The sequence below is a fragment of the Aquimarina macrocephali JAMB N27 genome, from assembly GCF_000520995.1.
GTDB lineage: Bacteria > Bacteroidota > Bacteroidia > Flavobacteriales > Flavobacteriaceae > Aquimarina > Aquimarina macrocephali.
This window is the reverse complement of sequence record NZ_JACA01000001.1, coordinates 403920-416935: the sequence shown is the minus strand read 5'-3', so window position 1 is coordinate 416935 and position 13016 is coordinate 403920. Positions and strand designations below refer to the sequence as shown.

15 protein-coding genes are annotated in these 13016 nt (G+C 31.0%); 5 read left to right on the top strand and 10 right to left on the bottom strand.

What is annotated here, in order from left to right; all coding sequences use genetic code 11:
• Positions 1-47 precede the first annotated feature (47 nt).
• The 4 genes from Z054_RS0102035 (at position 48) to Z054_RS0102025 (ending at position 3320) form a co-directional block, all read left to right on the top strand.
• The gene (locus Z054_RS0102035) at positions 48-812 is read left to right on the top strand and encodes an enoyl-CoA hydratase/isomerase family protein (RefSeq protein ID WP_035090329.1); all 765 of its coding nucleotides are present in this window, start codon (positions 48-50) and stop codon (positions 810-812) included.
• 78 nt (positions 813-890) lie between these two features.
• The gene (locus Z054_RS31540) at positions 891-1067 is read left to right on the top strand and encodes a hypothetical protein (RefSeq protein WP_161635233.1); all 177 of its coding nucleotides are present in this window, start codon (positions 891-893) and stop codon (positions 1065-1067) included.
• 987 nt (positions 1068-2054) lie between these two features.
• On the top strand, positions 2055-2507 hold the full coding sequence (locus tag Z054_RS0102030; RefSeq protein ID WP_024768432.1) for a 6-pyruvoyl trahydropterin synthase family protein: 453 nt from the start codon (positions 2055-2057) through the stop codon (positions 2505-2507).
• Between the two features lie 51 nt (positions 2508-2558).
• Positions 2559-3320, top strand: coding sequence for a UDP-2,3-diacylglucosamine diphosphatase (locus Z054_RS0102025; RefSeq protein ID WP_024768431.1), 762 nt, complete (start codon positions 2559-2561; stop codon positions 3318-3320).
• A 34-nt stretch (positions 3321-3354) separates the two neighbouring features.
• Here the strand turns inward: Z054_RS0102025 and Z054_RS0102020 are convergent, their stop codons facing one another.
• From Z054_RS0102020 to Z054_RS0101965, 9 genes are all read right to left on the bottom strand, one after another.
• A complete protein-coding gene (locus tag Z054_RS0102020) occupies positions 3355-4212 on the bottom strand; it encodes a hypothetical protein (protein WP_024768430.1) in 858 nt (285 codons plus the stop codon).
• 124 nt (positions 4213-4336) lie between these two features.
• The gene (locus Z054_RS0102010; protein ID WP_152538427.1) at positions 4337-5590 is read right to left on the bottom strand and encodes a hypothetical protein; all 1254 of its coding nucleotides are present in this window, start codon (positions 5588-5590) and stop codon (positions 4337-4339) included.
• On the bottom strand, positions 5556-6590 hold the full coding sequence (gene gwsS, locus Z054_RS29815) for a grasp-with-spasm system SPASM domain peptide maturase (protein WP_024768428.1): 1035 nt from the start codon (positions 6588-6590) through the stop codon (positions 5556-5558). Before gwsS ends, Z054_RS0102010 begins: the two co-directional genes overlap by 35 nt.
• A 197-nt stretch (positions 6591-6787) precedes the next feature.
• Positions 6788-7816: a grasp-with-spasm system ATP-grasp peptide maturase gene (gene gwsG / locus Z054_RS29810; RefSeq protein WP_024768426.1), complete on the bottom strand. Its 1029-nt coding sequence runs from the start codon at positions 7814-7816 to the stop codon at positions 6788-6790.
• A 64-nt stretch (positions 7817-7880) separates the two neighbouring features.
• Positions 7881-8036 (bottom strand): hypothetical protein, encoded by a 156-nt coding sequence (locus tag Z054_RS31535; protein WP_161635232.1) that lies wholly within the window; start codon positions 8034-8036, stop codon positions 7881-7883.
• Positions 8037-8219: 183 nt separating this feature from the next.
• Complete coding sequence (locus Z054_RS27720; protein WP_024768425.1) at positions 8220-8492, bottom strand: hypothetical protein; 273 nt, start codon at positions 8490-8492, stop codon at positions 8220-8222.
• A gap of 351 nt (positions 8493-8843) precedes the next feature.
• Positions 8844-9317, bottom strand: a complete 474-nt coding sequence (locus tag Z054_RS0101975; RefSeq protein ID WP_024768423.1) for a hypothetical protein — start codon at positions 9315-9317, stop codon at positions 8844-8846.
• 155 nt (positions 9318-9472) lie between these two features.
• Positions 9473-9694, bottom strand: a complete 222-nt coding sequence (locus tag Z054_RS0101970) for a hypothetical protein (protein WP_152538426.1) — start codon at positions 9692-9694, stop codon at positions 9473-9475.
• A gap of 12 nt (positions 9695-9706) precedes the next feature.
• Positions 9707-9973 (bottom strand): hypothetical protein, encoded by a 267-nt coding sequence (locus Z054_RS0101965; RefSeq protein ID WP_024768421.1) that lies wholly within the window; start codon positions 9971-9973, stop codon positions 9707-9709.
• Positions 9974-10270: 297 nt separating this feature from the next.
• Between Z054_RS0101965 and Z054_RS0101955 the strand changes: the two genes are divergently transcribed.
• Positions 10271-11980 (top strand): AraC family transcriptional regulator, encoded by a 1710-nt coding sequence (locus Z054_RS0101955; RefSeq protein WP_024768420.1) that lies wholly within the window; start codon positions 10271-10273, stop codon positions 11978-11980.
• A 32-nt stretch (positions 11981-12012) separates the two neighbouring features.
• Here the strand turns inward: Z054_RS0101955 and Z054_RS0101950 are convergent, their stop codons facing one another.
• Positions 12013-12984, bottom strand: coding sequence for an ABC transporter ATP-binding protein (locus tag Z054_RS0101950; RefSeq protein ID WP_024768419.1), 972 nt, complete (start codon positions 12982-12984; stop codon positions 12013-12015).
• Positions 12985-13016: the final 32 nt, after the last annotated feature.

Below are 13016 nucleotides of genomic sequence, written 5' to 3'. Positions count from 1 at the left end.
ATCTTCAGTTGGGATTAGTTACTTTTACTATAAAAGTTACAACAATAATGATACCAAGATCTAACGGAAGTTTATATACCCATATCGAAAACAGCATTGCAACGATAGAATTTGGCCACCATGCCAGTAATTCTTTTCCATCAGAATTATTAGTAAGATTAACTAAAGCTTTTGATGAATTATCAGAGGATACTTCTGTATCTGTAATCATTCTTAAATCAGAAGGAGACCGGGCATTTTGTGCAGGAGCTTCTTTTGATGAACTAATGGCAATAACAAATCTGGAAGAAGGAAAGCAATTCTTTTCTGGATTCGCGAATGTGATTAATGCAATGCGAAAATGTAAAAAACCAATCATAGGAAGAATACAAGGTAAAACTGTAGGAGGAGGAGTTGGGTTAGCGTCTGCTTGTGATTACTGTCTGGCTACAGAAGCAGCATCGATTAAATTAAGTGAATTAACAATTGGTATAGGCCCCTTTGTAATAGAACCGGCAGTATCTAGAAAAATAGGATTAGCAGCTTTTGAAGCTCTTGCATGGGATGCATCACAGTGGAAAAACGCGTATTGGGCAAAAGAACAAGGATTGTATGCCCGCGTTTTTGGTACCATATCAGAATTAGATAAAGACCTACAACTATTTGCCGAAAAACTTGCTGGTTATAATCCAGAAGCAATACAACAAATGAAAAAAGTAAACTGGAAAGGAACAGAGCATTGGCAAGAACTTCTTATAGAAAGAGCGGCCATTTCTGGCGAATTGGTGCTTTCTGAATTCACCAAAAAAGCATTAGAAAAATTTAAAAAATAAAAGAGGCTACGGTAATCCTCAATTTTGCCTTTGTTATTTTCTTTACATTACATCATTACAAATTTAAAACCTATAATTATGTTAAAAAACATTTTAAACCGTAATGATGTTAAGTCATTAAACAAAACAGAGCAATCAAGTATTAATGGAGGAGGCAGTTGTTTTCTCGCTTGCAGACAAGACTATATTAGTTGTCTAGGTAGTGGAGGTTCTAACTGTCTGGCAGATTATATTGCATGTAGATCTACGTGTTAATACTTGTGTATTGTGATTTACTTTTTTAGATTGTAGTTCACTTAGCATTATTTGTTTCGTCCTAAAATAAGTCGAATTTGTGTCAACTTGTTTTAGGACGACTCATTTAATAACTTGTGTGTTTGCCTCCAGGATGATCTTCTTTTATGTCTTTTAGACGTGACCCAAAAGGGTCGGGCTATTTGCTATTACTCCTCGTACTTCCTTTCTGTCAGACTGTGGGGTAGCCGCTACTATCCCTAACGCAAAAAAATCAATAGAAAAACAAACTTCAATTGAAAAGGGAAATTTGTTGTACCCTTATATTTTACCTACATTACATCATTACAAATTAAAACCTATAACCATGTTAAAAAACATTTTAAATCGTAATGATGTTCAGTCATTAAACAAAACGGAGCAATCAAGTATTAATGGAGGAGCAAATAGTTGTTTGCGCGAATGCAGACAAGACTTTGTAGATTGTAGAGAGGATGGTCATTCTCATTGTGCGGCAAGTTTAGCTGCATGCAAATCTATGTGTTAATACTTGTGTATTGTGATTTATACCATTTACACTTTAAATTTACCACAATAAAACTCTCTTTTTCGCCTATGCTTCAAAATAAAAATTAACCGTAGCTATGGCTATGCTGAATTTTTCTTCTTTGCATAAACAAAAAATAGCTGATTTACTTTTGCAGTAAATTCAAAGTACAACTGGTATTACTTTTTTAGATTGTATTTCATCTAGAGGTATTAGATTATAAAGCGGGTTTACCCGCTTTTATTAGTTTTTTATAAGAAAATACTCAAAATGACGTTGTTTTCTTATGTAGAACCTGGGTTATAAATTAAAAGTCTAAATAAATAATGGATATACTAAATTTTTTAGGAGGTAATGGATTGTTCCTGGTATTAGGAATTGTTTTGGTTGTGGTTTACTTTATAAATAAGAGAAAGAGACGATAATCTTCCGTAACTTTGTCAAAAATCACAAAGTAAACAATGAGTAAAATTCGTATCACGAAACAATTTTCTTTCGAAACCGGACATGCTTTATATGGATATGATGGTAAATGTAGAAATGTTCATGGTCATAGCTATAAACTAAGTGTGACTGTAATTGGAACACCGATTACAGATACTTCGCATGTAAAATTAGGAATGGTGATTGATTTTGGAGACCTTAAAAAGATTGTAAAAGAAGATATTGAAGATGTTTTTGACCATGCAACAGTATTTAACAAAAACACGCCACATATAGAACTTGCAAAAGAATTAAAAGACAGAGGGCATAATGTAATTTTAGTAGATTATCAACCTACGAGTGAGAATATGGTAATTGATTTTGCTAAAAAGATTACCTCTCGATTACCTAAAGATATTAAGTTGTATTCTTTAAAACTTCAAGAAACAGAAACATCATTTGCAGAGTGGTATGCATCAGATAATGGATAGATCATTTAAATCTTAGGTCCTTTTCTTACCTTTACCTTTTAAATTATACGTATGAACCTTCCTGAAGGGAAAAAAATATACTTTGCGAGTGATAATCACTTGGGGGCTCCGACATCAGAAAAAAGTTTCCCCAGAGAGCAAAAATTTGTAAAATGGTTGGATGAAGTTAAAAAAGATGCAGCCGCTATCTTCTTGTTAGGAGATCTTTTTGACTTTTGGTTCGAATATAAAACTGTGGTTCCCAAAGGATTTACCAGAACATTGGGGAAATTGGCAGAAATTACAGATTCTGGAATACCCGTGTATTATTTTGTAGGAAATCATGACCTGTGGATGAACGGATATTTTGAAGAAGAATTAAATATTCCTGTGTATCATAAACCCCAGGAGTTCACTTTTAACGATACTACTTTTTTTATTGGCCATGGCGATGGTTTAGGACCTGGAGACAAAGGATATAAACGAATGAAAAAAGTGTTTACCAATCCTGTAGCAAAATGGTTTTTTAGATGGCTACATCCAGATCTTGGAGTAAAACTGGCACAATACCTTTCTGTAAAAAATAAATTGATTTCGGGAGATGAAGATGTGACCTTTTTAGGAGAAGATAATGAGTGGTTGGTACAATATTGCAAAAGAAAATTAGAAAGTAAGCACAGGGATTATTTTGTATTTGGACATAGACATCTTCCTATGGAAATACAATTAAACGAACAATCCCAATATATAAACTTAGGAGACTGGATTACGCATTATACCTATGGTGTTTTTGATGGAAATGAACTTAAGCTAGCAAACTACGATATTTTTTAAGCCTCTTTTATAATTATTAAAGTCTATTTTATCTTTAATTTTCATTTTTTATTACTTTATCAAGTTGTAATGTAGTCTTACTTCCATCAATATTTGTATAAAGTAATTTAATAAAACCATATTCAGTATTAAAAAGTGCAGTTAATTTGGTTTCGCCCAGCCTACTTGTAGCTGTGGCATCAATAGTATAACACTCTAATTTACCAAAAGCCGTATTTATCTTCTTTTTACCCGTTATTTCATAAACATACTTATTTTCAATTCCTCCTTCCCAGGTTAACCATCTTTTGTCTGCCCAAGAATCTCCTATCTTCAAATTCCATTTCCATATATTTCCAACTTCATAAGGAGTTTGTATATACGGAAACGGATTTAACTCAAGAATCCTAAAATATTTATCCCTTGGTGGATGCATCCATATGTTTTTTTCATTTTCTATAATTCCCGAAATTGAATTAAAAGCGGGTAATTCATCCTTTGTTAAGTAGCTATATTGAGCAACTGTTTGATTATAATCTGGTTCATATTGTATCATAGGTTCAAGCCCTTCTTTTATTTTGATCTTAACTTCTAGAATGGTGTTTTCATCTATTGAGTCAGCAGAAACAAACTTCCAAGAATCCCTCCAGCCGTCTATTGATGGGTCTTCTTTAAAATAGTATTTGCTATTATTTTTTGTAATATGTTCATAAGAATATATGAACTCTAATTTTTTTCTGTAAACATTGTTGTTATCTGTATATCTGGTATGTTTAACATTTGTAGAGTCAAATACTTCAACAAATACACCTTCTTCTTTAATAAGTTTATAATCCTTATGTTTTTTTTCAAAATCTGACTTGCAACTTGTTATTACAATGGTTAAGATGAATAACCTTAATACTATTTTCACTTGATATATTTTTTAAATGGATATTTGTATCCAATCAGTTTTAAGAAAATTCCTGAAAATTGATCTAAAGATTTAAGTTCACAACAATCTCTAGTTGGAACCTTATCATAAATTTCATTTGACATCACTTCACTTTTTTCTCCATTTTATATCCTTTCCCATTACCATTAGCAAAGATTAAGGTGTAGTTTCCTTTTTCTAAAGCAAGACAAACCGGCGATGCGGTAGTATGATCAATTTCTATAATATCTATAGGTACTGCTGTATTATAATCCTCTTCTTTACGAAAAGCAAATAACAAATAAGGCTTAGAGATCGTTACAGTATCAATTTCGATTTCAATTGGTTTTTTACGATCATAAAACACCCATGACGGCCTATTATCCGTATAGGTAGTTCTTGGATGAATCACTGACAAATCATAATACCCTCCATTTTCTTTACGTTGATAAGGAACTTTATTTTTATCTGCAAGAATCTTTGATTCAGAAACAGTATATGAGTTGTATAATGGATGTTCTAGTTTAGTATCATTTCTCTCATTAAATACGGTTTGATCTATGGTTAAAGGGTCACTACCGGTAAGCTGTTTTATATTTTCTGCCAAAGCTTTTTCCCAATATTTCACCTCGCCTTCTAAAGCGTGTTGAAAGCCACAATACACAAATGTTTTTCCTTTTTTTTGAGTGTTTACAATATTTTGAGCTCCTTGTTTTTCCCGTTCTTTACCTGGTAGCGACATATTATCATAAGGGAATACATAAAATCCTAATTGTAATGCTTCTCGTATAAACTCCCCAAACTGTGGTTCTCTTGAATAACTTCCAGAATCAACTAAAGGATATTTTCTATTGTTTAATAAGGTATCTATATCTTTTCTATCTAGAGTTTCTACAGCCAGGTTTCTATACCCATTATCATATAGGTCTTTTAGAAGTTGTTTGGCAAATACGCGATGCTGTGGCCTATGATGCTCCTCATTAAGAATCACATAATTCGTATTTTTTGCCTTATTTATGATAAATGGAATGGCATCATAACCTCGATAGTCTTTTTTGAACGTTATTGTTGCTAAGCTATCTATACCAAAAAAAGGTTTTCCAACTGCCTTATCCCAGGTTACCGAAGATTTTTTATAATCCCCAATAGTAGCATAAAAAAATGCGCCTATTTGCCCATCTAGTTTTGCCATTTTGTCTATAGCTGGGCTGTTTTTATATTTATGTGTATAAGATATTTCCTGAGCATATGATATGCTTTGTAATACTAAAAAACTAATTAATAGTATGCATTTAACTAGGTTGTGATTTACTATCATAATTTTATGTGTTGAATTAGAGTTTTTAAGAGTTTTTCCAAGTAGCAGTATAAGGGTCATAATCGCATTTTTTTGGCTTTGCATATATATCATTACCTATATACGCTCTGCAATCTGTACATACCAATCTGAATTCACAATCTTTGCATATGTTTATATCTGCTTTTTTGATATTCCACAATTTAGAGAATTCTTCATTCATTAATGCTTCGGATAATGTTGTTTTTTTAATGTTTCCAAAAGTTTTTTTCATAGAAGGACAATTCTTGATATTTCCTTTTACATCTATAGCAATCTTTTTGTATAAACATGTATTGTGATTTTGACCTGTTAGGTATGTTATTTTGTTAATATCAAAAAATATGGGATTAATTACACCACAATAATTACACGAATCTATAGGAGCACTAGAGTATACAAAATGTTTGTTTTCTATAGTTTCTTTTTCCTTATTAATGGGGTAGTGATGAATAATTACTTGAGAAATTCTCATGAATTTTTCTATAATTAAATTTTTGATCTCATTAACAAAGTTATCATCTATATACTTAACAAATAAAGAAACATCACGTATTGTAGTATTTTTAATCGAACTTAAAATAGTATCTAATTGTATACTATTAAATATAGTATAAAATCGTAAATGTAAGGATTGACAGCCTAATTGATTAAGTTGGTATATTGTATTATTAATTGAATAAGTTGATTTATTATTATAATCTATAATCGCATTATTAACGATCTGTGGGAAATCAAATTCTGTATTAATATCAACATTAAACTCTTTCTCTTCATTCTCTGTTAATACTATAAATTCTTCATCATATAAAAAGGTAAAATATTCAGATATTACAGTCCTATCCTCATCATTTGAAGCGTCTGTTAATAATTTACTTACTTTATTCCCATTATATTTAATAATAAGATCATAAAGATCATTGGGGATGAGTTTAATCCTCTCTCGACTAAAATCAGTAATCGTACTTCTTACATGTCCTTTTGTTAAGATGCACCATTTATGAAGATAAAAATAATGGTTTTTGGATTCATTGATCAACATGATCTGGATTTTTAAGAATATCAAGTTTTGATACTATGGGTGAATTTTTAAAGCAAACGTATTTTTTTGACTTATAATAAGAAGCTTCATCTGATAGTCTATATTTTTTTATTTGAAAAGATTCAGAATCTTCGATTGCCTCCATCACATCTGTTGCATACAATATAAACTGTAACCTAAAATTGCTTCTAATATATTCAACACTTAGATTTTTCTTTTTCATTTGATTTTTCTATTAATTTTAAGCTGACTTTTTTATCTAACTGGAAATTTCCTTCTTCAGAAATCCCTAAAAACTGGCCAACAGGGTTAACCTCCAAAAAGTAATATATCCCATCTATTGATTTCATTAAATCTATTGAACCACAATTCATGTTTAATATATTCATAAGTTTATTTACCTTTTTTTTAATATCCAATGGTAAATCAATAGGCTCTACCCTATTGGGGCGTTCTTCGTCATAGTTTCTATAATCGATTTCTGTGTTTGTATTATTTTGCGAGAATATTGCAGCAGAATAAAATTCACCACATAAATAAAAAACTCTTATTTCATATATTTTTTTTATTTGATTCTGAAATAAGGAAGGAAAGAAAATATCATGTTTACAATGATTTATTTTTTCGTTATCAATTTTAGTCGTTAATCCGGATAAATATTCTTTACCTATTTTAAAACCAGTACCATCTGTTGTTGCTTTAGTAATGATATGTTTTTGTGCCTCTATAAATTTAGACAGTTCCATCTTATTATTTGTTATTAACGTTTCTGGAACTTGTAGGCCACATGAAATTGCTAATTCTAATATTTTCAATTTATCTGTAGAATCTGATGGCCTGTTTAACCAAAAAATATTGTTTAACGATTTTTCAAATAATCTAAAAATATTTAGAGCTTCTTTAAAATGATAGGCATTAATTTTATCTATAGCAATAAATTCCTTAATATCATCAGTTTGAAACTTAATACGATCCCTTGTTTCAAAGTCAAAAAAACGTCTAAACCATACTGCGCTTATGTCGCTACTTTTTATGATCAGGTTTCCATCTTTAATGATAAACAACCATTTTTTTTGAACCTTATCTAAAAAGAAATTAACCTCGATTTTACCATTAAACAAATCTTTCCCGTTAAATCGATAATAAGGTTTATTATAAAAATTTAACCAATCAATTATAGCTTCTGTTGTGCTTTCTGCACTTTCCCTACTTAATATTAAAATCATAAATCAAATCTTAAATTATAAATTCTCAAGGAGAAAATTTCTCCTTGAGAATTTAGTACACTAATTAAACTTGATCATCACACATGTGTCCATCACAAGTTACCTCCCCTGTTTTTACATCAGTCGTAATTCTTGTAGAATTGTGACCCCCTTTGATTGCCAGTTGCTCTCTTTTTTCAAGGGCGGCTGACTTGAATAAATCATCATTTAAAGTTTTCATAAAAAAAATATTTAATAATTAACACCTACTCTATTAAAGGCTTTTCGGTTTCCGCCACACGTTGCGCAACGTGTTTGTTAGTGTTTGTTAGTTTTTTGTTGTCTGATGTTTGTTACCCGAAGTGTTAATTTTTACTTCTGACTCTCGACTTCCAACCGTTTTCACTTTTCATTTTTCTCTTTCTTAGCTCACAAAAGGATCTAACTTTCTATATTTTTGCTGTCTTGGATAAAACCCGAATGTAAACCCTACCGCTTCTGCATACACAAAACTCTGTGTTGTGATATCATATTCTATAGGGGCATTTAAGGTTTTCATGGTATTGATAATACGGTACAGTTTGGTTTTAGAGATTCCTAATCGATACGCAAGATCATCTGGTGATCCTGTGGCTTGCAGGCGAATAAGTTGATCAACCCGATCTATAAGCTCAATCTGTTTGATAATGATGTTCATAATGTGTTTTCCCTTTACTTTGTTTTTTTGCAATTGTTTAATGCCTCGAGGTCAAAATTTGGTGGTTACTGTAGGATTTTCGACCTCCTGGGTTAAAATTTGAACCCTTTTACTTAAAATTTGTATGCTGTTCATCAATGGTTTCGTCTTTTTGACCTTCTGTTGGAGCTTTTTGATGAAAATTTAGACCTTCGAGGCTCAACGTTGAGTGGTCAACGTCTAAATTTGAGTCTCTGTTCTCTAAAATTAGACTCCCTGTACCCAATTTTGGAACCCCAATCCCTAAATTTGAGACACAGGTGCCTAACAGAACGTCTTTTTGATCCATCAGAAGGTCTATATCAACTATTCTTAAGTAGGATCTGTTTTTGGAGTACTTTTGGTACGATTAAAAAACTGCTTCAGTTCGGCTACTTTTTCGGTAAAACCAGGTTTCCCCGCTCCCTTGCTATACTGTGAATAGGCGTAGTCATTTAAAGAATCCTGATAATTATCATAATCATGCAGGATTTTGGTACTTTCTAATCGATAAGCCAGGCTTTCTACACGACCCAATAGGTTTTCTGCAAATACACGAGCTTTATAATCGTTTTCAAACTCTTCCCAGTCTACATCGGGAGAACTAAGTGTACTACTGTTTTGGCGATAGTCCCAAACCTTATTTACAAACAATTTATTGGTCTCATTAATGGCCTTGTAGCTCCCTCGTTCTTTTTCTGTTAAGGCTGCTAGCTTATTGGTAAACATAGCTTCTAGTTGTGCCACTAATTTTTCTGCCTGATCTCTTTCTTCCTGTGTTAATAGATCTTGAATGATGTTTCTCATTTTTTTATTTTTTGTTGATAGTTTTTTTGTTATCTGAAGCCGGAGGTCTGAAGTCCGATGACGTTACGGACTTCCAACATCCGACTCCCAACTTCTCACTTTAACATTTGTCATTTATTATTTTTCGGTTTTACATTTCAACACTTCGATATTCATCATTCAGTATTTGATATTCGTAATTCTTCTTGTATTTTCTGTTCTATTTTGCTCATCATATAGTACATCATAAGTACATCTCTGTCTATTATTTTTAATACAGGGTTAATATGTGTGAGTACTTTAAGTACGGTCTCTTGGGGAGCTTTTGTTCTTGCTATTAATTTACGATGTACCAAAGCTTTTTGTGTTGTACATAGTTGATCATAATGCATAAACATAAGTAGGTAAGTTTAAGAAGGGGTATCGATAGGCTCTGGGGGGGTACACAAACCATTTTTTGGGTTAAGCAATAGTATATTACGTGCTTTATAGATCAGTTGTATGGCTTCTTCACTAGATATCCCTTTGGTATATAGTTTATTAATCCAGCGATAGAGTAGCATCTCATAAGGTGTATGGTGAGCTAGGTTATAGATAAAAGTATCCATAGTAAGGTGTAACGTTTTTAAGATATCGGACATAAACCGGTATTTGCTGTTATATGCTGAAGAATCCATGTTGGTTGTTTTTATGGAATCAAATATAACAGGGAGAATTACGCTAGTGCAAGAGGAGTATGTCCAGATTCTAGAATTAAGAGGTCAAAATTCTAGAATTAAGACTATAATAAACTTAAAAACATATCTATGCAATAAATTGATTGTCAAAATAATATGTATAGATTATAGATAGGGTATATTAGTGTATATTTGTTTTGTTTTTGAACTTGTAAAGAATAACCTTATTTGAAGGAATTGTAGGTTTAAAAGAATATAAATGCCAAAATATTTAAGTAAGAATTATATCAAACACACGTGCATAAATTATTTTTTTATATACTCACAGTACTACTATGTCAAAATATTCTATATGGGCAAAATCAAGACTCTAAAACTCTGGATTCTTTAATTAAGTTAGAATATAAAGGAATTAGAGAAAGGTTTTACGATCTTATTAAGACAAATTCTACAAATGCTGGATTATATGCAGAAGCCTATTTACAAAAGGGGAAAAATGATAAAGATGCTCTTAAAATAACAACAGGATTATATTTTACATCTCAACTTTATCCAGATGATTTTGAAAAGCGCATCATATATATTGATAGTGCAATTAGTATGGTAAAGAAAACAAATAATCATGAAAAATATTTGGTTATTCTCAAGAATTATAAAGGGACAGTATATGAAACTGCTGCTTTTTTTGATATAGCACTGGATGATTATCTTGAAAGTTTAGAACTAGCTAAAAAGACAAAATTTTCAATCTACATTTCTATTATACAACATAATATTGCCATAGTAAAAAGAAAGTTTGGCAAACATGAGGAAGCAAAATTACTTTTTAAAAAGTGTTTAAAATATGAAAAATTAAATATAGGGAAGCAACTAAATGATTCTATAGGATACCTGATTACTCTTTCGGAACTAGTAACTACATATAGGCAGAATAAAGAATTAGATTCTGCATATATAATCAATAATGAAGGGATGAAGATGGCGGATCAAAAACCGATACAAGTATTGTTTAGATTAAATGAAGGAATACTTCAATATTATGATGAAGAATATAAGAATGCTATTAAAAAAATTGATCGAGTAGTATATGAATTATTAAAACCGGAAAATGAGGCATATTTTGAAAACTATAATTTAATGGATGCTTACTTTTTTTTAGGCAAATCATATGATGCTTTATCTAAAAGAGAAGTCGGAGTTACTTACTATAAAAAAATAGATTCCCTTCTTCAGAAAACGAATTATTTAATTCCGAAAACTAGGTCTGCATATTTAGAAATTATTAAGTATTATAAATCCATTGATGATAAAAATAATCAGCTGTATTATATTAATAAGTTGCTATATAATGATAGTATTATTGATAATAATTTTAAAGATGTAAATAATAAATTAATCAAGGAATATGATACCCCAATTTTACTTTCTGAAAAAGTAAAATTGATTAATGAACTTCAAACTAAAAATAATAGATCCCAATATAGTTTAATTATTTTACTAATTTTTATTGGTGTTATTATTACTGGTTTTATACTTTATTATAAAAAAAATAAAAAGTATAGAATTCGTTTTGAGGAATTAATAAATCAAAAAGATATAGTATTAAAAGATGAGAATACGAGAGTGGATACTGGTATTGGTATTGCCAATGATGTAGTCGAAATGATATTAGAAGGGCTAAATAATTTTGAAAAAAATAATGGATTTTTAAAAACAAATCTTACATCGGGTATTTTGGCAACGAAATTAAATACAAATTCAAAATATTTGACGAAAGTAATTAAGTACTATCAAAAGAAAACTTTCACAACTTATATAAATGATTTAAGAATAGATTATATCATTGATCAATTAAAAACAGATAGTAAACTTCAAAAGTATACGATTAAAGCTTTGGCTTCTGAGGCTGGATTTAATTCTACAGAAGTGTTTTCTAAATCTTTTCATAGAAAAGCTGGAATATATCCATCTTATTTTGTGAAAAAAATAAAAGCACTGGAAAGTTGATAGCTGGATCTTAAGTTAACAAACTACAACAACTAGATTTGTTTTCTTTTCTCAATGATTTCTTCAGGAATTGTAATCCCAATCATTTTGGGAGCGGTTAATTTACTATGGTGTTCAAAAAAGAGAATTGTATTGTCGAGTATCGCTTCAATCAAGTAATAGCCCCCGTTGAAATATGCATTTTTTACTCGCGCCTTTGTCATAGAATTAGAGTTAACTTCGATCTCATGAGGGTAGACCAAAATGGTATCCTGACTATCAGATGCTGTAAAGGAAGAAAGCTGTATTTCATTCACTTCTCCAAAAAGAGAAGCAATATAATAATCAGTAGGATTTTGATATAAAGCGATTGTATCTTCTTGAGTTAAAATTTCGCCTTGGCGAATAACAATCGTCTGATCTGCAAAAGAGAGGATATCCGTTTTATCATGTGTAGCGGTGATACTTGTAATTTTATTACGTTTTAGATATCTAAATAGATTTCTTCTTAAAGAACTACGTCTGAAATTGTCGATATTCCCAAAAGGTTCGTCAAGTAATAACAATTCTGGTCTTTTGGCCAATGCTTTTGCCAGTGCTACTCTTTGTTTTTGACCGCCACTCAGATTTTCGACTTTGGTATTGGCAAAATCGCTCATTTCTACAATATCGAGTAATTCATGTACTCTACCTTGTTTTAATTCTGGCTGAAAATTAGATAAGTATTGCCCGATATTTTCTACAACACTTCGATAGGATTGCAGCTCAAAACCTTGTGAGAGGTATTTCATATTTTCTTCACCAGGTACAAGATTAAAAAGCGGCCCTAATATTTTAGTGTCATTCCAGGATAGTTCTCCTTCCTGTACTTGTAAAAGGCCATAAATGATTTTTAATAAGGTACTTTTTCCACAACCACTGGCACCAATTAGGGCAATATGCTGCCCTTTTTCAATGGTAAAACTAACGTTTTTTAAAACGGGAAGCTGATCATACGCGAAGGATATATTGTCTACTTTTAACATTACTCAAATATATTGAACTTTAACAAAAAAAT